Below are 19,141 nucleotides of genomic sequence, written 5' to 3'. Positions count from 1 at the left end.
TTAGTGCATGGAGATGTGCACGTGGTCGAAGTGGTTCTCGGTGATGCTGCCCCGGTCGGACATCGAGCGCCAGCCCGGCATGCTCATGTTGTAGATGCGCTGCCGGTAGATCACGTACTTCACGCCGAGCTTCTTGCCGTTCTTGACGGTCCACGCCGCGATCTCGTCGCCCAGGGCGGCCTGCTCGGCCGACGGCATCGAGCCGGTGGCGGAGAGCATGAAGTCGCAGGCGCGCCCCAGCGGGTGCTCGCCGTAGTTGTCGATGCGATAGCAGCCCACGTCGTAGGCGAGGCTGAAGCGCCGCATGATCAGCTCGCGCATCGAGCGCGTGCGCGCGGTGATGTTGTCCGAGCCCGTGGGCAGCTGCGGTGCCCAGCTGCCGTTGGCGCGCCGGCCCGAGCCGACCGGCACGAGCCGGTCGAGCTTCTTCTCGATGTCGTCGATCAGGGTGAGCGCCTCTTCGCGCTGCTTCTCGATCTCGGCGGCCTCCGTCTGGACGCGCTCGGTGATCTTCGCGGCGGTCTCGGTCGCGATGCGCCTGCGGTCCCGTGCCTGGGCGAAGCCCGTCACGTCGGCGGTCTGCTCGGCCGCCATCTGCTCCAGCAGCGCGGCGCCGTCGACGTTCTCGCTCGCGATCAGCGCGGCCATGCCGCTGCTTCCCGCCTGATATTGCAGCTGGACGACCCTGGCGACCCGGTCCTCCGCCAGTTTGTACTCGAGTTCGGCCTGCTCAAGCTGCCTCTTGGCGGCCTCTTCCGACTTGCGCACGTCGGCGAGGGCCACCCGCTTGGCGTTGTAGTCCTCGATGAGGGCGTCGACCCTCTCCTGGGTCTTCTTCAGTTCCGCGCGAAGCCCGGACTCGCTCGGTTTGGGGTCCTGCGCGGTGGCGGGGGGTGCCCCCGAGGTGGCGGTGGAGGCGGTCGCCGTGCCGAGGGTGAGGGTCAGCGCCGCGGAGGCGCAGACGGCGACATAGGCGGTGGCGGGGGTGTGGGGGGCACGGTGCCTGCCGCGATATTTCGTGCGGCCTGTGGCGTGGGGGTGGGACGTGGGGGACAGGTCCGCCACGTGTTCTCCTCTCCTTCTGCCGACCGGGTTAGCTGACGGGTTCGGGCCGGAGCAGCCCTACCGAGGCATTTGTGCCGTGGATTCACCCCAAGTGCTTTTGGGTCCCCGGTTCCCTGGCGAGGCGCCCGGGATTAGGCGGTGCACCTGTTGCGATAACAGGTGCCTGAGGGATGGTAGTAGTAAAGTCTCGGTTATGCGACTTTAAGTTGAAATGAACTATTGATCGTTCTGTGATGATCCCGAGTTGATCGCGGCGGGAAACAGGCCCGGTCTTGATCGATTTCTCGGCCCCGGGGGCTTGTGCCGTACGGCGGAAGCCAGGCAGGTTGGACACTGACCGAGCATCACCGCCGGAGCCACGACGAGGAGAAGTCCATGGCGAAACGTGCGCGTAAGAGCAAGGCCAGGAAGAAGAAGAAGGCCAACCACGGTAAGCGCCCCAACGCTCGCTGATCCGGCCCCGCACGCCTTTGCCGACAGTTGATCTTGTCGTACGGGTGCTGCGGGTATCCCCTCGGCGATCACGTGTTCGCCGGGGGGAGCCGCATGCGACCGGTTCCCGGTGGGGAGAGACTGTTGGCGACCGTCACGGGCGGTTCGCGTGGCCTGCGGCTGCTGATCGGCACGGCGGCCGCGGTGATCGCCCTGGCCGGGCTTAAGGCCGCCGCCCAGATCGCCGGGCCGGCGTTCCTCGCGCTGACCCTGACCATCGGGGTGAACCCGCTGCGCTCCTGGCTGCGGCGGCGCGGCGCCGGCACCTGGCTGGTCGTGGCGCTGCCGCTCGTCGTGGTTTTCCTCGTGCTGATCCTGCTGGTGGGCTCGCTCGTGTGGTCCGTCGTCCGGCTGGTGGACGTGCTGCCGGCCTACACCGCGCAATATGAGAGCCTGCTGAAGTTCGTCACCGAGCGGGTGCACAGCCTCGGCATCACTCCCGACCAGGTCAAAGACGTCATCGGGAAGCTGGACCCCAACCAGATCATCCCCGTCCTGCAGGGCTTCCTGTCCGGTCTGCTGAGCGTCGGGACGATGGTGGTGCTGGTCACGCTCATCCTCTTCGGCATGAATGTGGATGCGCCGTTCCTGCAAGACGCCGTCCGCGCGCTGGCCCCGGGGCGTCCGCACCTTGTGGCGGCACTCGGCGAGTTCAGCCGGGGCACCGTACGCTATCTCGTCGTCACGACGGTCTTCGGGCTGATCGTCGCGGTGTTCGATGGCATCGCGCTGTGGATCCTCGGTGTGCCGCTGCCCCTGCTGTGGGCGCTGCTGGCGTTCATCACGAACTTCGTGCCCAATATCGGATTCTTCATCGGGCTGGTCCCGCCCGCGCTGCTCGCGCTCCTGTCGTCGGGGTGGGTGACGATGGTGTGGGTCATCGTCATCTATTGCGTGCTCAACTTCGTCATCCAGTCGGTCATCCAACCGAAGTTCACCGGCGAATCGGCGGGACTGTCGATGACGATCACCATTTTGTCGCTGCTTGTCTGGACATATGTGCTCGGCGCGCTCGGCGCCATCCTGGCCGTCCCGCTGAGCGCCCTCGCCCGCGCCCTGCTCATCGACGCCGATCCCGAGACCTCATGGGCGTCCCCCCTCGTCACCGGTCCCGCCGTCCGGACGTGAGGAGCCCCCCTTCGCCGGCGGAGGAGGGCTCTCCTGGACCACCATCGCGGGCCGCCCGCTCACGAGCAGCCACGCTGGAAGCACCGCCAGGCACAACACCGGGATCAGCGCCGGGTCGGTCACCACCACCGCCGCGGTGAACAGGCTCAGCCACCCCTGCTGCGTGACCGCCAGCACCAGACCGAGAACGGCCGAGGAGACCGCCACCGCCGCCGGCACCGCGGGCAGAAGGGCGTGCACAAGCAGCCCCAGCGCGACGCCGGCGAACACGACGGGAAAGATGCGCCCGCCCACGAACGCCGCGCTCGCCGCTACCAGCACCGCCACGAGCTTCACCACGAGGATCAGCAGCAGCCCGGCGGCGGTGTGGTGGCCGGCGACCAGCTCCTTCATCTGGTCGAGTCCCTTGAAGAGGGTGATCCGCCCCCCGATCGCCCCCAGCACCCCGAGCAGCAGCCCCGCCGCGGCCAGCCGCGCCACCGGGTGGGGCACCAGCCGGAACAGCTTGTACGCCGCGGGAAACAGCGTGACCACGACCAGGCCGAGCGCGCAGGCCACGGTGGCCACCACCGCCGCGCCGGCCGCGTCCATAGGCGTGGGCGCGGTGTAGGCGGGCAGCGGGATCGCGAGCGACGGATTCGCCACCGCCACCGTGGTCGTCGCCCCCGCGCCCGCCGCGATCAGCGGGCCGAACAGCCGATCCCACAGCGGCCTGCCTGCCGGCCCCGCCGCCGACTCCGACAGGATCAGCGCCGCCGCCACGGGTGTGCCGAACAGCGCCCCGATGGTCCCCGCCGCCGCGAACCCCGAGAAGGCGGCGCCCGGCACGCCGGGCACGAGCCGCGGCCCGAGCGCGAAGGCCAGGGCGACGTTGATCGCGGTGATCGGGTTCTCCGGCCCCAGGCTGATCCCGCCGGCGAGCGTGACGACCGCCCCGAGCGTCACCCCGGGCAGCACGCGGACCGGCAGCGGCGGGCCCACCAGGGACTCGGTGGCCGGGTCGGGGCCCGAGGGCACTTTCCACAGCACCAGCCCGGCCAGCGCCCCGGCCGCCGTCAGCACGCCGATCGTCCACCACGGCGAGCCGCCCGCGACGCCGAGCGCGGCGGGCAGCGTATTCCAGACCAGGCGGAAAAGGCGCTCGGCGACGGCGCTCACGACGAGCAGCACCAGGCTGGAGAGCACCCCGACCCCGACCGCCGGCAACACCAGCGGCAGCAGCGGCCGGGCCTGCGGTGTGATCACCCCGGCCGGCCTCACCCGCCCCACCACCCCACACCCGGTCGTTACCCGCGGCGGGGTAACGACCAGGGCGGGGAAGATTCAGAGCTGCTTCACGGCCTCGTGCACCGCGCGATGGAACGTCGGGTACGCGTAGATCATCTGCCTGAGCCGGTCGATCGTCACCCGGTCGTGCACGGCGAGCGTAAGCATGCTGAGCACCTCGCCCCCGGCCGGCCCCGCGCTCGTCGCCCCCACCAGCACGTCCTCCGAGGCCACCAGCTTGATGAAGCCGTGGTTGCCCGCCTTGTGGATCCAGCCCCTGGCCGACGCGGGGATCGGGGTGCTCGCCGTGCGCACAGGAAGGCCTCGTTCGCGAGCCTGGGCCTCGGTGAGACCGACGGCCCCGATCTCCGGATCGGTGAAGGTGACCCGGGGCACCGCGTGATATTCCGCCTCGAACACGTGCTCGCCCAGCAGGTCGCGCACCACGATGTCGGCTTGGTACATCGACATGTGCGTGAACGCGCCCCTGCCCGTCACATCGCCGATCGCCCACACGCCCTCGGCCGCGCGCATCCGGCCGTCCGTGGCGATCGTCCGGGCCGACTCGTCCAGCCCCACGGCGCCGACGCCGAGCGCGACCAGGTCGCTGCGCCGGCCGGTCGCGATCAGCAACCGCTCACCGAGGGCCCGCTCACCGTCCCCCAGATGTACGGTGAAGCCCTGGCCGTCGTGCGACACCCGCTCGACCCGGGCGTTCAGCCGCACCTCGATGTCGTCGGCCGCGAACACCCCGGCCAGCAGATCGCAGGCCTCGGGCTCCTCGATCGCCACCAGCCGCCCGGCGGCCTCAAGCACCGTCACCCGCACCCCGAACCGGGCGAACACCTGCGCGATCTCGCACCCGATCGCACCGCCGCCGACGACCACGAGCGACGCCGGAAGGGTGTCGGCCTCCATCGCCTGCCGGTTCGTCCAGTACGGCGTGCCCGCGAGACCCTCGATCGGCGGGAGCGACGGCTGCGAGCCGGTGCCGATCACGATGCCGCGGCGGGCCTTGAGCACGCGGTCACCCACCGTCACCTCGCCGGGGGCGGTGATCCGGCCCCAGCCGCGCACGAGATGACCGCCTTTGCCGGTGAACCGGTCGGCTGCCTTCTTGTCGTTCCAGTCGTCGGTGGCTTCGTCCCTGATACGCCGGGCGACCCATGACCAGTCCGGCGAGATGGTGGAATCACCGGCTATGCCGGGAATCCTGCGGCCCTCGGCCAGCAGGTCGGACGCACGAACCATCATTTTGGACGGGATGCAGCCCCAATAGGGGCACTCGCCGCCCACAAGCTCGGCTTCCACCCCCGCCACACTCAGGCCGGCCTCGGCCAGTCGTTCCGCCACATCCTCGCCGCCCGGGCCCATGCCCATGACGACGACATCGAATTCGTCTTGCGCCATAGCCCTAACCCTGCCCAGTGTTCACGACATACACGCAGATATCGCCAAGGTCGGCATAGGCCCGGCACAGGGCCGGGCCGACACCGTGGGCAGGGAGCTAGGGGGCCGGGCGGGGGGAATCAGACCGCGGGCAGCGCCGCCAAGGCCGCGTCAAGGCGTTCCTGGGGGATGGCGAAATCCTGCATTTCTCCGCGTAGGTAACGGTCATAGGCCGCGAGATCGAAGTGTCCGTGCCCGCAGAGCGCCGTCAGGATCACCTTCGGCTCACCGCTCTCCTTGCAGCGCAGCGCCTCGGCCACGACCTCGGCCAGCGCGTGCGTCGGCTCGGGCGCGGGCACGATGCCCTCCGCCCGCGCGAACCGCACCCCCGCCTCGAAGCACTCGGTCTGATCCTTGGCGACCGCCTCGAACATGCCGAGCTCGTACATGTGCGACAGCAGCGGCGACATGCCGTGATAGCGCAGACCACCGGCGTGGATCGGATCGGGGATGAAACCATGCCCAAGGGTGTGCATCTTCAGCAGCGGCGTGAATCCTGCCGTGTCCCCGAAGTCGTAGGCGTAGGTGCCGCGGGTAAGCGACGGGCACGCCGCCGGCTCCACCGCGCGGACCACCGGGTCCATCCGGCCGGCGAGCTTCTCCCGCAGGAACGGGAAGCTCAGGCCCGCGAAGTTCGACCCGCCGCCCGCGCACCCCACGATCAGATCCGGCGTCTCCCCGAGCACGGCGAGCTGCTCTATGGCCTCCTCACCGATCACGGTCTGGTGCAGCAGCACATGGCTGAGCACGCTGCCGAGGGCGTAGCGCGTGTCCGGCGAGGCCGCCGCCACCTCGACCGCCTCGCTGATCGCGATGCCGAGCGAGCCGGACGAGTCCGGCTCGGCCGCCAGCACGCCCCGGCCCGCCTCGGTCACCTGGGAGGGACTGGCGTGCACGGTCGCGCCGTATACACCCATGAGGGAACGGCGGTAGGGCTTTTGGTCATAGGAGGCGCGGACCATCCACACTTCGCACTCCATGTCATATTGCGCGCAGGCGAACGCCAGCGCCGACCCCCACTGCCCGGCGCCGGTCTCGGTCGTCAGCTTCCGGGTGCCCTCCTGGGCGTTGTAATACGCCTGGGGAACGGCGGTGTTGGGCTTGTGCGACCCGGAGGGGGACCCGCCCTCGTATTTGTAGTAGATGCGGGCCGGAGTGCCCAGAGCGCGCTCCAGCCGCCGCGCACGCACCAGCGGAGTCGGCCGCCACAGGCGGTAGACGTCCACCACGTCATCGGGGATCGCGATGTATCGCTCGGAGCTCATCTCCTGGGCGATGAGCGAGGCGGGGAAGAGCGGCGCCAGATCGTCGGCGCCAACGGGCAGGCGGGTGCCCGGGTGCAGCGGCGGCGGGGCGGGGGCGGGCAGATCGGCAGCGATGTTGTACCACGCGCGGGGGATCCGGGACTCGTCCAGCAGGACCTTGGTGGGCTTGCTCATGCGGCCAAGTCTGTGGCTCATGCCGTACCGGAGGCCAGCGTTCTGCGCGATCTCCCGGCGGGCCGCCCCCGCCGCCCGCCTATCAGCCCTCGCGCTCGTGCCGCACCTGGTCGCGCACGGCCGGGACCACCTCGGTGGCGAACCTTTCGAGCTGCTTGTGCTGGTCGCCCTCCGGCCACAACACGAAGGCGTCCATGCCGTGACCTACCGCCAGGTCGGTCAGTTCTTCCACCCACTGGTCGGGCGGGCCGTGCAGGAAGCCCCGCGACTCGCCGTCGGTGATCGCCCCGTTCACGTTGTAGATGCGGCGGATCGCCGCCGGGTCGCGCCCTGCGGCGGCGGCCGCCTCGTCGATGCGGGCGTGCGACTCGGCCAGCACCTCTGGCGTCGCCCATGACGACGACGGCACCCAGCCGTCGGCGGCCCGGCCCGCCAGCGCGAGCCCGCGCGGCCCCTTCACCCCGAGCCAGATCCCGATGTCGTGCGCCGGCACCGGCCCGGCGTTCGCGCCGCTCAACGTGTAGTGCTCGCCGTCGAAGCGCAGCCCGCGGCCCCCGCTCCACACCTGCCGGATGATCTCGACCGCCTCCTCCAGAGCGCCCATGGCCTCCCCGGGGGTACGGCGAGGGCCGCCGAAGGCGCCGATCGCCTCCCAGAACGCCCCCGCGCCGAGCCCCAGCTCCGCCCGCCCCCCGCTCAGCACATCGAGGCTCGCGGCGGCCTTGGCCAGCACCGCGGGCTGCCGCAGCGGCAGGCTCGCGACGTCGGGGAACACGCGGACCCGCTCCGTCACGGCGGCGACCATGCTGAGCAGCGTCCAGGTATCGACGTAACCCCGCTGGTAGGGGTGGTCCTGGATGCCGATCAGGTCCAGCCCCAGCCGATCGGCCAGCCGCGCCGTCTCAAGCAGCGGATCGCCCGTGTTGGGCACCAAGAAGTATCCGAACTCCAGCGGTCGTCCGTAGTCACCCATGTCGTCCTCCTCGGACACGGCAACCCGGAGTCCGGGCGGGTTCATTCCCCGCGGGGACCGCCTCAGCGGCACCGAAGCGTGAGAAGGAGGCGCCGAGCAGGGAATCGCGCGAAAGATCTGAAGGAGATCCGAAGAAGTGGGGGAGATCGTTAAGGCCAGGTATCCCGGGTGGGATGACCTGGCCTTTCTCGATGAGAGCGGACGACGGGAATCGAACCCGCGTAGCCAGTTTGGAAGACTGGGGCTCTACCATTGAGCTACGTCCGCGCGAGCCGGGCGCCGTCTGGTCTAGACTGCATCCGGTCGTCAGGGCGTAAGCGTACCGGAGATCCGGGCCGCTTGTGCACGGACGTCGCGGGGCGTGGCGCAGCTTGGTAGCGCGCTTGCTTTGGGTGCAAGAAGTCGTGGGTTCAAATCCCGCCGCCCCGACCAGCTATAACGGCCGGTTTCCACATGTGGGAACCGGCTTTCTCGTTGGACTGTGCGAGTTGGACCGTGCGAGTTCCCGGCACTTGGACTGTGCGAGTTCCCGGCACTTGGGTTGTGTGAGTTGCCGGGACCTGCCGCCGTGAGCGGCGGGCTCGTCGCCATTCGCGAGGGCGCCCTGCCGATTGTTGCAGGATGGCGCTTCTTTGTTTCCGGACGTGGCACGTGCCCGCACCGCGGCGGTGTTCAGGCCGGTGTCAGGCGCCCGTCTTGAAAAGCGCCCAGACGGCTTTGCCGCCGCGGTCGAGATGGTCCCAGCCCCAGCACTGGCTGTAAGTCTCGACTATGTAAAGCCCGCGGCCGTTCTCGGAGATGAAGTCGGGCTCTTTCGGGGTCGGCGCCTCGTCGCTCGGGTCGGAGACCGCGAGCAGCACGTGGGGGGCGAACCGCAGCAGCATCAGGGTGATCGGCGGCTCGGCCGGACGGTGGCCGTTGCCGTTGCCGAAGGCCGCCGGATACAGGGCGTAGCGGACTGCGTTGGTGACGAGTTCGGAGACCACGAGGGCCGCGTCGTCGCCGAGTTCCGAAAGGCCCCAGGCGGCGAGTGTGGATCGCGTCACGTCGCGCGCGGTCTTGACCGAGTCGGCCTGCGGAAGAAGAGGGCAGGTCGTCGTATCGGTGCGTTCGGCTGTAAGCAGGTTGTCGAATCCGAGTCGACGGGTCACCTGCAGGCAGTCGGCAGCGGCCACTGGCTCCTCCACCATCCTGCCGGTACCTCCGAGGCTTGCCGGTTTTACGATTTAGTGCACCATTGGCCCACTATGCACTAGGCCATCATGGGTCACCCGAACGCCTGCTGCAAGACCCAAATGCACGTGCAGTTGCAATGTGCAATCGCATGGGCGGTTACTTGGACGTTGGCGAATCGGACACCAGTTTGAGACCTTGCTATAGCGGCCGGAAGTGGTGACACTGTGTGCGCTGGCCATATAGGAGTGAAGGCCGCACCGGGCATTGGAGGAGTTACGTGTCGCAGATCCAGCAGGGCTCGGGGCCCACGGCGCTGCGCATCCTCCTTGGCTCCCAGCTTCGCCGTCTCAGGGAGAGCAAGGGCATCTCCCGCGAGGACGCGGGGCACCTCATCAGAGGGTCGGAGTCCAAGATCAGCCGGATGGAGCTGGGGCGGGTCGGGTTCAAGGAACGCGACGTCGCGGACCTGCTCACGCTCTACGGCGTCGAGGGCGACGAGGCGCGATCGGCGGTCATGGACCTCGTGCTCCGGGCCAACGAGCCCGGATGGTGGCATCGGTACAACGACCTCCTGCCCTCGTGGTTCCAGGCGTATGTCGGCCTCGAAGAGGCGGCGATGCGCATCCGCACCTATGAGGTGCAGTTCGTCCCGGGCCTGCTTCAGACCAAGGACTACGCGCGGGCCGTCATCACCGCCGGCGCGGCCGGTCTGAGCATGGACGAGATCTCCCGCCGGGTGGATCTGCGGATGGAGCGCCACCAGGTGCTCGAACGCGCGGACGGCCCGATCTTCTGGGCGGTCATCGACGAGGCCGCCCTGCGGCGGCCCATCGGCGGTGTCGACGTGATGCGCGCGCAGCTCGGGCACCTCATGGAGCTCATGCGCCGCCCCAACATCACCATTCAGGTGATGCCGTTCAGTTTCGGCGGCCACAGCGCCGAGGGCGGGGCGTTCAGCATCCTGCGGTTCCAGGACGCCGAGTTGCCCGACGTCGTCTACGTCGAACAGCTGGCAAGCGCCCTGTATCTCGACAAACGCGAAGATGTCGACCGGTATGGCGAGATTATGGAACGTCTGTGCGCGGTGAGCACCACGCCTGACGAAACCGTTGACATACTCAACAAGATCATGCAGGAGATCTGAGCGCAGTGCCGTCGCTCCGGGGTGTGGGTCTGCCCTAGACTGGCAGCGGCGCTGAACACCCGCCGTATCAGGTCATGCCTGCATGCCATTGCTCGGTGCCGCCCATGTGGGCGCGGCGCGCGAGCATGCCGCGTGAGCCGTCATCGCAACTGACGCGCCCGCACCACTCGAATGCTTGATCAAGGAGACCACCCCGTGAAGACCGCTGTCGAGGAGCTCAGCCCGACCCGGGTGAAGCTCACTGTCGAGGTGCCGTTCGAGGAGCTCGGCCCGAGCCTGCAGGCGGCGTATAAGAAGGTCGCGCAGCAGGTGCGCGTGCCCGGCTTCCGCCCTGGCAAGGTTCCGGCCCGGATTATCGAGCAGCGCTTCGGCCGCGCGGTGGTCCTTGAAGAGACCTTGAACGACGCTGTGCCCAAGCTCTACGGCCAGGCCGTGGACGAGAGTGACATCTTCCCGGTGAGCCAGCCGGAGATCGAGGTCACCAAGATCGAGGACGGCGAGCAGGTCGAGTTCACCGCCGAGGTCGACATCCGGCCCAACTTCGAGGTGCCGGACTACCAGGGCGCCGAGATCACCATCGCCGCCGCCGTCGTGTCCGACGAGGACATCGACACCCAGCTCGACACCCTCCGCCAGCGTTTCGCCACGCTGACCGGCGTCGAGCGCGCCGCCGCCAAGGGCGACTTCGTCGTCATGGACCTCCGCGCCGAGATCGACGGGGAGAACCTCGAGGAGCAGCAGGCCGCCGACGTCTCCTACGAGGTGGGCGCCGGCTCGGTGCTGCAGGGCCTCGACGACGCCCTTGAGGGCATGTCCGGGGGCGACGAGAAGCGCTTCGCCACCAAGCTCGTGGGCGGCGAGCACGCCGGCCAGGACGCCGACGTCATCATCAACGTCAAGTCGGTGAAGGAGAAGGTCCTTCCCGAACTCGACGACGAGTTCGCCGGCCTCGCCAGCGAGTTCGACACCCTGGAGGAGCTGCGGGGCAGCATCAGGGAGCAGGCCGAGCGCAACAAGAAGATCGACCAGCTCGTGGAGATCCGCGAGAAGGCGCTCGACGCCCTGCTCGACCGCATCGACATCCCGCTGCCGACCAGCGCGCTCGAGACCGAGATCAACGCTCGCAAGCACAACCTCGAGCACCAGATCGGCGAGAGCGGCCTCAGCCGTGAGGCGTTCTTCCGCCTCTACCAGACGACTGAGGAGGAGCGTTTCGCCGAGTTCGAGACGACCGCGGCCAAGGCCCTCAAGAGCGGCTTCGTGCTTGACAAGATCGTCAAGCAGGAGGACCTCGGGGTCAGCGAGGAAGAGCTGACCAGCTTTGTGGTCCGCCGCGCCATGCAGCTCGGCGTCGCGCCCAACACGCTGGCCCAGCACCTCGCCGACAACGACCAGCTCACGCTGGCCATGATGGAGATCGTCCGGGACAAGGCCAAGAGTGTCGTCGGCGACGCCGCCAAGGTGACCGACGACGCGGGCAACGAGATCGACGTCAAGGCGCTCTACACCGAGATCAACGGCCCGGTGGAGGAAGAGGCCGCCGAGGCGGGGGAGACCCCGGCCGAGGAGTCCGAGGACCGCTGACCCTCTCTCACGGGCCCGCCGCGCGGGTCCGTGACCGATGCCCCCTCGCGCTACATGCGTGAGGGGGCGTTGTGCTTTGCATGGCTTCGCCGTACCCCACGTGGCATGTGCCTTAATCTGGAATTGTCCATAATCTGATGCTCTGCCGGAAATCTGATGTTTCGTCTGACTTTGGGCTCTCGTGTGGCGCCGGGGGCTGGGGGCGCGGAGTCGGCTGGTGGGGCCAGGTGGCATGCGCCGTCAGCGAACAGTTGCCGGACCACGGCATGAGAGGTGCGCCGCGAGCGTTAGGGTCACAATCAAAGCCAATCGATTACGACGCATCGGAAGGTGACGCTGTGACCAGCCCGCCGACCTTCTATCAGCCGACCGGCTTCGGCCCGGAGCAGGGCCGTGACAACAACGGTTCCTCGTTCCGGTTGGAGGACCAGCTTTACCAGCGGCTGCTGCGCGAGCGCATCATCGTCCTGGGCACCCAGGTCAACGATGAGATCGCCAACCGAATCTGCGCTGAGCTGCTGCTGCTCGCGGCCGACGACGCCAACCGCGACATCTGGCTCTACATCAACTCGCCTGGCGGCTCCGTCACCGCCGGTATGGCGATTTACGACATGATGCAATACGTGCCAAATGACGTCTGCACAGTCGTCATGGGTCTCGCCGCCTCCATGGGGCAGGTCCTGCTCTGCGCGGGCGCCCAGGGCAAGCGTTACGCCCTGCCGCACGCGCGGATCATGATGCACCAGCCCTCTGGCGGCATCGGCGGCACCGCGGCCGACATCGCGATCCAGGCCGAGCAGATGCTCTACGTCAAGAAGACCCTGGCGGAGCGGATCGCGTTCCACACCGGTCAGCCTCTTGACCAGATCGAGCGTGACTCCGACCGCGACCGTTGGTTCACCGCCGAAGAGGCCAAGGACTACGGTTTCATCGACGATGTCGTCCGCAGCGCTCGCCAGGTGCCCTCGCAGGGCGCCGTCTCGTGAAGGGGCTAAACGTGAGTGACCTGATTCAGCCGGGTGACATCAGCGCCCGCTACATCATCCCTTCGTTCGTCGAGCGCACGACGTATGGCGTGAAGGAGATGAATCCGTACAACAAGCTCTTCGAGGATCGCATCATCTTCCTCGGAGTGCAGATCGACGACGCCTCGGCCAACGACGTCATGGCGCAGCTCCTGACGCTGGAGTCGCTCGACCCCGACCGGGACATCAGCATCTACATCAACTCGCCGGGTGGCTCGTTCACCGCGATGACGGCGATCTACGACACGATGCAGTTCGTCCGGCCGGAGATCCAGACCGTCTGCCTCGGGCAGGCGGCCTCGGCGGCTGCTGTGCTGCTCGCCGGCGGCACGCCGGGCAAGCGTTTCGCCCTGCCCAACGCCCGCGTCCTGATCCACCAGCCCTCCACCGAGGGCGGCGGCCAGGGAAGCGACATCGAGATCCAGGCACGCGAGATCCTGCGGATGCGTGCCCTCCTGGAGGAGATCGTCGCCAGGCACTCGGGCAAGTCCTCCGAAGAGGTTCGCCGCGACATCGAGCGCGACAAGATCCTCAGCGCGGACGAGGCGAAGGCATATGGTCTGATCGACGACATCATCCCGTCGCGGAAGAAGCGCGCTGCGGCCGTGGCTTCCTGACGGAAGGCAGTCGCACCGGAACAGTGCCTATTTGGGCATGTTCCGGTGCGACTCACCGCTAGGGGGCTCACTGAGGGCCCAGGAGACGGTAACGTCGAAACCTGAGCGGGATGAGTTTTTCGGACCGGTATCCACCCGGTCCCGAAAGAAACCGGCCGTGGAAGCAGGGCGGTCCCACGCAAAGGAGTATCTCGGGTGGCACGCATCGGCGACGGGGGAGACCTGCTGAAGTGCTCGTTCTGCGGGAAGAGCCAGAAGCAAGTCAAAAAGCTCATCGCCGGTCCCGGCGTCTACATCTGTGACGAGTGCATCGATCTCTGCAACGAGATCATCGAGGAGGAGCTCTCCGAGTCCTCCGAGCTCAAGTGGGACAGTCTTCCCAAACCCCGGGAGATCTTCGAGTTCCTGGACGCCTATGTGATCGGCCAGGACAAGGCGAAGAAGGCCCTTTCGGTCGCGGTATACAACCACTACAAGCGGGTGCAGTCGGGTGAGCGGGGCCGCGACGACGGTCTCGAACTCGGCAAATCCAACATCCTGCTCCTCGGTCCCACCGGTTCGGGCAAGACGCTGCTTGCGCAAACCCTGGCGAAGATGCTCAACGTGCCTTTCGCCATCGCCGACGCCACCGCGCTCACCGAGGCCGGCTACGTCGGCGAGGATGTGGAGAACATCCTCCTCAAGCTGATCCAGGCCGCCGACTACGACGTCAAGAAGGCCGAGACCGGCATCATCTACATCGACGAGGTCGACAAGATCGCCCGTAAGAGCGAGAACCCGTCGATCACCCGCGACGTCTCCGGCGAGGGTGTGCAGCAGGCCCTGCTCAAGATCCTGGAGGGCACGACGGCGAGTGTGCCGCCGCAGGGCGGGCGCAAGCACCCCCACCAGGAGTTCATCCAGATCGACACCACCAACGTGCTCTTCATCTGCGGTGGAGCGTTCGCCGGCCTAGAAAAGATCATCGAGTCGCGCATCGGCAAGAAGGGCATCGGCTTCAACGCCATCCTTCACTCCAAAGACGACATCGACACCTCGGACGTCTTCTCCGATGTGATGCCGGAGGATCTGCTCAAGTTCGGCATGATCCCCGAGTTCGTCGGCCGTCTGCCGGTGATCACCAGCGTGCACAACCTCGACCGCGACGCGCTGATCCAGATCCTCACCGAGCCGCGCAACGCCCTGGTCAAGCAATACCGCCGCCTCTTCGAGCTGGACAACGTCGAGCTCGAGTTCTCCGCCGACGCCCTTGAGGCCATCGCCGACCAGGCGATCCTGCGCGGCACCGGCGCCCGCGGGCTTCGCGCGATCATGGAAGAGGTTCTTCTCTCGGTGATGTACGAGGTTCCGAGCAGGCAGGACGTCGCTCGGGTGATCATCGACCGGGACTCGGTGCTGGAGCACGTCAACCCGACACTCGTGCCCCGCGACCAGCTCAACGCGGCCAAGCAGCAGCGTCCGCCCCGGGAGAAGAGCGCCTGACCTGGGCTTTGCCGTACTCTCGTGGGTTTTGGGGTGGTACGGCTTTCGCCTCGGAGCTGGCCGTTTGAGGTTTGGGGTGTCGGGGCGGGGGTCTTCGAGCGACATCTATCGGGCATTACACCGGACGCCGGATTGGCGGAGGGTGGGGTTTTGGTCTTCTGGTGACACGGGTCGGACATGACGCCCGGTGGGACTTGCCGGAGACGCACTGGCCGGGGTGGGCCTTTGCCGGAGGGCGAGGTCTTCGGGGGACATGCCTCGGATGTCAGGCCTTGGGTACCACGTCGCTTGGATATCACCTCGAAGTGGGGTCGCTCGCTCCGGGGACGGACTTGCCTGAGCGGGCATGCCGGAGTGGCTTTTGCCGGAGGCCGAGGTCTTCGGGTGACACGCCTCGGATACCACGTCGCTCGGATATCACCTCGAAGTGGACTTGTCTCGCTCGCCGGAGACGCACTTGCCCGAGTGGGTCTGTCGGAGGCCGAGGTCTTCGCGGGGTTTGTCACGAGCCTGGCCGATCTCGTGCGATCCCACCGGGTCAGCATGATCATCGGCCTGGAGGGCATGGGGGACACGCTTTGGATGTCAGGCCTTGGACACTATGCCGCTTGGAGCTCACCTCCAAGTGGGCTCGCTCGCTCCGGGGACGGACTTGCCTAAGCGGGCGTGCTGGAGGGGATTCGCCGGAGACAGGGGCGCGGCGGCGAGCTAGCGGAGGCAGGCTTGTATAGCCTGCGGCGGCGAGCTAAGGGAGGCAGGCTTGCATAGATAAGCCTGCGGCGGCGAGCTGGCGGAGACAGGCTTGCATAGATAAGCCTGCGGCGGCGAGCTGGCGGAGACAGGCTTGCGTAGATAGGCCTGCGGAGATGAGTGTGCAGAGACAGGCTGGCGGAGATGAGTTCGCGGGGGTGGGCTTGCCAGGGTGGGCTCGCCAGGGGCGGGCTTGTCGGAGCGGGTGAGAGGGCTTGGGGCAGGGCCTACAATGAGGCAGCGTGACGATGCCAGAACTGCCCACGCAATATGCTCCCGCCGACGTTGAGACCCGGAGCTACGAACGCTGGGTATCCGCGGGACACTTCACCGCGGATCCGGGCAGTCATGGCGCGCCCTTCTCCGTGGTGCTACCGCCGCCCAATGTCACCGGTTCCCTGCACATCGGGCATGCCCTGGATCACTCGATTCAAGACGCGCTGACCCGCAGGGCTCGCATGCGCGGACTCGCCACACTCTGGCTCCCCGGCACCGACCACGCCGGCATCGCCACGCAAAACGTCGTCGAGCGTGAGCTCGCCAAAGAGGGGCTCTCCCGCCACGACCTCGGCCGCGAGGCGTTCGTCGAGCGTGTCTGGCAGTGGAAGGAGGAGTCCGGCGGCCGGATCCTCGGCCAGATGAAGAAGCTCGGCGACGGCGTCGACTGGTCTCGCGAGCGCTTCACCATGGACCCCGGGCTCTCCCGCGCGGTTCAGACGATCTTCAAGCGCCTCTTCGACGACGGCCTCATCTATCGCGCCGAGCGCATCATCAACTGGTGCCCGCGCTGCCTCACCGCTCTGTCCGACATTGAGGTCGAGCACAGCGAGGACGAGGGAGAGCTCGTCTCGATCCGCTATGGCGAAGGCGACGCGTCCATCGTGGTCGCCACGACCCGGGCCGAGACCATGCTCGGTGACGTGGCGGTCGCCGTCCACCCGGGTGACGAGCGTTACCGCCACCTCATCGGCACAAAGGTTGAGCTTCCCCTCACCGGCCGCATGATCCCGATCGTGGGCGACGAGCACGTCGACCCCGCCTTCGGCACGGGTGCGGTCAAGGTGACCCCCGCCCACGACCCCAACGACTTCGAGATCGCGCGCAGGCACTCGCTGCCCTCGCTCACGGTCATGAACGAGCGGGGTGTGATCACCGCCCACGGTCCCTTCGAGGGGCTCGACCGCTTCGAGGCGCGCCCCGCCGTGGTGGCAGCCCTGCGCGCCGACGGCCGCATCGTGGCCGAGAAGCGTCCCTACCTCCACTCCGTCGGCCACTGCTCGCGCTGCAAGACCGTGGTCGAGCCGCGGCTTTCCCTCCAGTGGTTCGTCGACGTGTCGCCGCTGGCCAAGGCCGCCGGTGACGCCGTCCGTGACGGGCGCACCCGCATCCACCCGCCGGAGCTCGCCAAACGCTACTTCGACTGGGTCGACGACATGCACGACTGGTGCATCTCCCGGCAGCTCTGGTGGGGTCACCGCATCCCGGTGTGGTACGGCCCGGAGGGCGAGGTCGTCTGCGTCGGGCCCGACGAGGAGCCCCCGGCGGGCTATGCGCAGGACCCCGACGTGCTCGACACGTGGTTCTCCTCCGGGCTCTGGCCGTTCTCCACACTGGGGTGGCCGGAGCAGACTCCCGAGCTCGCGAAGTTCTATCCGACCTCGGTGCTGGTGACGGGCTACGACATCCTGTTCTTCTGGGTCGCCCGCATGATGATGTTCGGGCTCTACGCCATGGACGGGCAGCCGCCCTTCCGCGTGGTCGCCCTGCACGGCATGGTGCGCGATCAATACGGCAAGAAGATGTCCAAGTCCTTCGGCAACGTCGTGGACCCGCTCGACTGGATCGAGCGTTACGGCGCCGACGCCACCCGCTTCACGCTGCTGCGCGGGGCCAATCCCGGGTCCGACGTCGCGATCAGCGAGGAGTGGGCGGCCGGCTCGCGCAACTTCTGTAACAAGATCTGGAATGCCACGCGATTCGCGCTCCTCAACGGCGCGACCGTGGCGGCCCCGTTGCCCGACGCCGACTCGTTGACCGCGGCCGACCGCTGGATCCTGTCCAGGCTCGCCACGGTCACCCGGGCGGTGGATGCCGCCTACGAGGAATTCGAATTCGCCAAGGTCTCCGACCTGCTCTACCACTTCGCGTGGGACGAGGTCTGCGACTGGTATGTCGAGCTCGCCAAGGTGCAGATCGCCTCCGGTCACGACGAGACCAAGATCGTGCTTGGCCATGTCTTCGACGCCCTGCTCCGCCTGCTGCACCCGTTGACGCCGTTCGTCACCGAGGAGCTCTGGCGGGCGCTTACCGGCGGTGAGTCGATCATGGTGGCCCCCTGGCCGGGCGCGGACACCAACCGCTCCGACACGGCTGCCGAAGCCGAGATCGCCGCCGTGCAAAACCTCGTCACCGAGGTCCGGCGCTTCCGCTCCGACCAGGGCCTGAAGCCCGGCCAGCGCGTCGCGGCCCGCCTCTCACTGGCCGGCACCTCGCTGGCCAGCCATGAGACGGCGATCCGATCGTTGCTCCGCCTCGACGAACCCGCCGAGACCTTCTCGCCGACGGCCCGGCTCACCGTGGCCTCCGTCGTCGTCGAGCTTGACACGGCGGGCGCCATCGACGTGGCCGCTGAGCGCAAACGACTGGAGAAGGACCTCGCGGCCGCCCGCAAGGAAGCCGCCCAGACCCAGGCCAAACTAGGCAACGAGCAGTTCATGGCCAAGGCCCCCGACGACGTGGTGGCCAAGGTCCGCGGCCGTCAAGCCCAGGCCACGGCGGACATCGGCCGCCTTGAGGCCCAGCTGTCGGCTCTGCCGACGGGCTGAGCGGGTTGCGCCCGTTCGGGCCCTCGGTTTGGTTGAGGGCCCGGGCGGGATGGTGGTCAAGGTCCGCGGCCGTCAGGCCCAGGCCATGGTGGACATCGCTTGCCCCGCGGCCCAGCTCGCAGGTTACCCAGTGGGTTGAGCCGGTTCCGGTTCGTTCGGGTTCTTGGTTGGGAGCCTAAGCGGGGGATTGTGGGGCTGGTTTTCCGGCTTGTACTGGGGCGGTCGTCTAGCTATCCGCAGGTCAGGCCTGCGCTGGGTGTCGTGGGGGGCCTCTGTCCGCAGGTCAGAGCTGCGGATGGGGCTGGTGGGGTCCTTGTTTTGCAGGTCGGGCTTGCGGTCCTTGCGGAGCTCGAGTTCATCGCATCCCCCATAGCTGAGGGGGAGCGAGGAACTCATATGACCTACGGGTTGATGAGGGCTTTTGTGCTTGGCGACCTGCTGGTGCGGCGGGTGCGCCTCACGTCTTACCAAGGTCATCATCTTTGCTCGGGCCTTGCGGTTGGCTTGGTGGTTTGAGCATGACGGTCGTTGGGAAGACCTAGTTGTTACCGGGAAGAGTCGTTGCTGCGGCCAGAAGGCTGGTAAAGTCTTCTGTGCGGGGCAGGACGCCCCCGAGTCACTGCGGAGATCGCAGGATCGGGGATCCGGATCCTCGCACATCCCTTTGATCAGATTCGGGTTTCCGGTGGACGTCGGTTCGAACTTGACGGTCGCAGGAAGTCTGGG

General features: G+C 67.7%; 14 protein-coding genes, 2 tRNA genes and 1 riboswitch. Of the genes, 9 read left to right on the top strand and 7 right to left on the bottom strand.

The genetic code is table 11. From position 1 onward, the window contains the following. Positions 1 to 1,065 carry a coiled-coil domain-containing protein gene (locus Ssi02_RS36330; protein ID WP_204032676.1) on the bottom strand — a complete coding sequence of 355 codons (1,065 nt, stop codon included), beginning with the start codon at positions 1,063 to 1,065 and terminating at the stop codon, positions 1 to 3. Positions 1,066 to 1,068: 3 nt separating this feature from the next. Beyond that, a riboswitch (cyclic di-AMP (ydaO/yuaA leader) is annotated at positions 1,069 to 1,213 on the bottom strand. A 227-nt stretch (positions 1,214 to 1,440) separates the two neighbouring features. On the opposite strand from Ssi02_RS36330, the gene Ssi02_RS40075 reads away from it, so the two are divergent. Both Ssi02_RS40075 and Ssi02_RS36325 read left to right on the top strand, forming a co-directional pair. Then, a complete protein-coding gene (locus tag Ssi02_RS40075; protein WP_143020518.1) occupies positions 1,441 to 1,518 on the top strand; it encodes a 50S ribosomal protein bL37 in 78 nt (25 codons plus the stop codon). Between the two features lie 123 nt (positions 1,519 to 1,641). Beyond that, entirely contained in the window at positions 1,642 to 2,685 is a 1,044-nt protein-coding gene (locus tag Ssi02_RS36325; RefSeq protein ID WP_204032674.1) for an AI-2E family transporter, read from the top strand. Here the strand turns inward: Ssi02_RS36325 and Ssi02_RS36320 are convergent. The 5 genes from Ssi02_RS36320 to Ssi02_RS36300 form a co-directional block, all read right to left on the bottom strand. Further along, positions 2,641 to 3,945 carry an ion channel protein gene (locus Ssi02_RS36320; protein ID WP_239130327.1) on the bottom strand — a complete coding sequence of 435 codons (1,305 nt, stop codon included), beginning with the start codon at positions 3,943 to 3,945 and terminating at the stop codon, positions 2,641 to 2,643. The two genes, Ssi02_RS36325 and Ssi02_RS36320, sit on opposite strands and share 45 nt — an antisense overlap. Positions 3,946 to 4,008: 63 nt before the next feature. After that, positions 4,009 to 5,361 carry a dihydrolipoyl dehydrogenase family protein gene (locus tag Ssi02_RS36315; RefSeq protein WP_204032673.1) on the bottom strand — a complete coding sequence of 451 codons (1,353 nt, stop codon included), beginning with the start codon at positions 5,359 to 5,361 and terminating at the stop codon, positions 4,009 to 4,011. Between the two features lie 119 nt (positions 5,362 to 5,480). Beyond that, entirely contained in the window at positions 5,481 to 6,839 is a 1,359-nt protein-coding gene (locus tag Ssi02_RS36310; protein ID WP_204032672.1) for a TrpB-like pyridoxal phosphate-dependent enzyme, read from the bottom strand. 82 nt (positions 6,840 to 6,921) lie between these two features. Then, complete coding sequence (locus tag Ssi02_RS36305) at positions 6,922 to 7,812, bottom strand: LLM class flavin-dependent oxidoreductase (RefSeq protein WP_204032671.1); 891 nt, start codon at positions 7,810 to 7,812, stop codon at positions 6,922 to 6,924. Positions 7,813 to 8,008: 196 nt separating this feature from the next. Next, positions 8,009 to 8,079 (bottom strand) — tRNA-Gly (locus Ssi02_RS36300). A gap of 88 nt (positions 8,080 to 8,167) precedes the next feature. On the opposite strand from Ssi02_RS36300, the gene Ssi02_RS36295 reads away from it, so the two are divergent. Further along, positions 8,168 to 8,244: transfer RNA gene (locus Ssi02_RS36295), tRNA-Pro, on the top strand. A gap of 251 nt (positions 8,245 to 8,495) precedes the next feature. On the opposite strand, the gene Ssi02_RS36290 is transcribed toward Ssi02_RS36295, so the two are convergent. Beyond that, on the bottom strand, positions 8,496 to 8,987 hold the full coding sequence (locus Ssi02_RS36290; RefSeq protein WP_239130324.1) for an ATP-binding protein: 492 nt from the start codon (positions 8,985 to 8,987) through the stop codon (positions 8,496 to 8,498). 278 nt (positions 8,988 to 9,265) lie between these two features. Between Ssi02_RS36290 and Ssi02_RS36285 the strand changes: the two genes are divergently transcribed. The 6 genes from Ssi02_RS36285 to Ssi02_RS36260 all read left to right on the top strand — a co-directional run bounded on the left by Ssi02_RS36285 (position 9,266) and on the right by Ssi02_RS36260 (position 18,415). After that, positions 9,266 to 10,132, top strand: coding sequence for a Sco1979 family transcriptional regulator (locus tag Ssi02_RS36285; protein ID WP_204032668.1), 867 nt, complete (start codon positions 9,266 to 9,268; stop codon positions 10,130 to 10,132). 195 nt (positions 10,133 to 10,327) lie between these two features. Further along, positions 10,328 to 11,716, top strand: a complete 1,389-nt coding sequence (tig, locus tag Ssi02_RS36280) for a trigger factor (RefSeq protein ID WP_204032666.1) — start codon at positions 10,328 to 10,330, stop codon at positions 11,714 to 11,716. 338 nt (positions 11,717 to 12,054) lie between these two features. Then, positions 12,055 to 12,702, top strand: coding sequence for a ClpP family protease (locus tag Ssi02_RS36275; protein ID WP_373870259.1), 648 nt, complete (start codon positions 12,055 to 12,057; stop codon positions 12,700 to 12,702). Positions 12,703 to 12,713: 11 nt separating this feature from the next. Beyond that, a complete protein-coding gene (locus tag Ssi02_RS36270; RefSeq protein WP_204032664.1) occupies positions 12,714 to 13,358 on the top strand; it encodes an ATP-dependent Clp protease proteolytic subunit in 645 nt (214 codons plus the stop codon). A gap of 195 nt (positions 13,359 to 13,553) precedes the next feature. Continuing rightward, on the top strand, positions 13,554 to 14,840 hold the full coding sequence (clpX, locus tag Ssi02_RS36265; RefSeq protein WP_204032661.1) for an ATP-dependent Clp protease ATP-binding subunit ClpX: 1,287 nt from the start codon (positions 13,554 to 13,556) through the stop codon (positions 14,838 to 14,840). A gap of 998 nt (positions 14,841 to 15,838) precedes the next feature. Continuing rightward, positions 15,839 to 18,415, top strand: coding sequence for a valine--tRNA ligase (locus Ssi02_RS36260; protein ID WP_204032810.1), 2,577 nt, complete (start codon positions 15,839 to 15,841; stop codon positions 18,413 to 18,415). Positions 18,416 to 19,141 lie beyond the last annotated feature (726 nt).

Origin of the sequence: Sinosporangium siamense (genome assembly GCF_016863435.1) — a bacterium.
In the GTDB taxonomy this organism is placed as follows: Bacteria; Actinomycetota; Actinomycetes; order Streptosporangiales; family Streptosporangiaceae; genus Sinosporangium; species Sinosporangium siamense.
Note: the sequence above shows the minus strand (reverse complement) of the source record. Positions and strands in the feature narration are given on the sequence as shown.

Excerpts from the sequence above, each read along its gene's own strand:
- Ssi02_RS40075 (WP_143020518.1), top strand. The coding sequence starts at position 1,441 with ATGGCGAAACGTGCGCGTAAGAGCAAGGCCAGGAAGAAGAAGAAGGCC.
- Ssi02_RS36315 (WP_204032673.1), bottom strand. The coding sequence starts at position 5,361 with ATGGCGCAAGACGAATTCGATGTCGTCGTCATGGGCATGGGCCCGGGC.
- Ssi02_RS36310 (WP_204032672.1), bottom strand. The coding sequence starts at position 6,839 with ATGAGCAAGCCCACCAAGGTCCTGCTGGACGAGTCCCGGATCCCCCGC.
- Ssi02_RS36305 (WP_204032671.1), bottom strand. The coding sequence starts at position 7,812 with ATGGGTGACTACGGACGACCGCTGGAGTTCGGATACTTCTTGGTGCCC.
- Ssi02_RS36260 (WP_204032810.1), top strand. The coding sequence starts at position 15,839 with ATGCCAGAACTGCCCACGCAATATGCTCCCGCCGACGTTGAGACCCGG.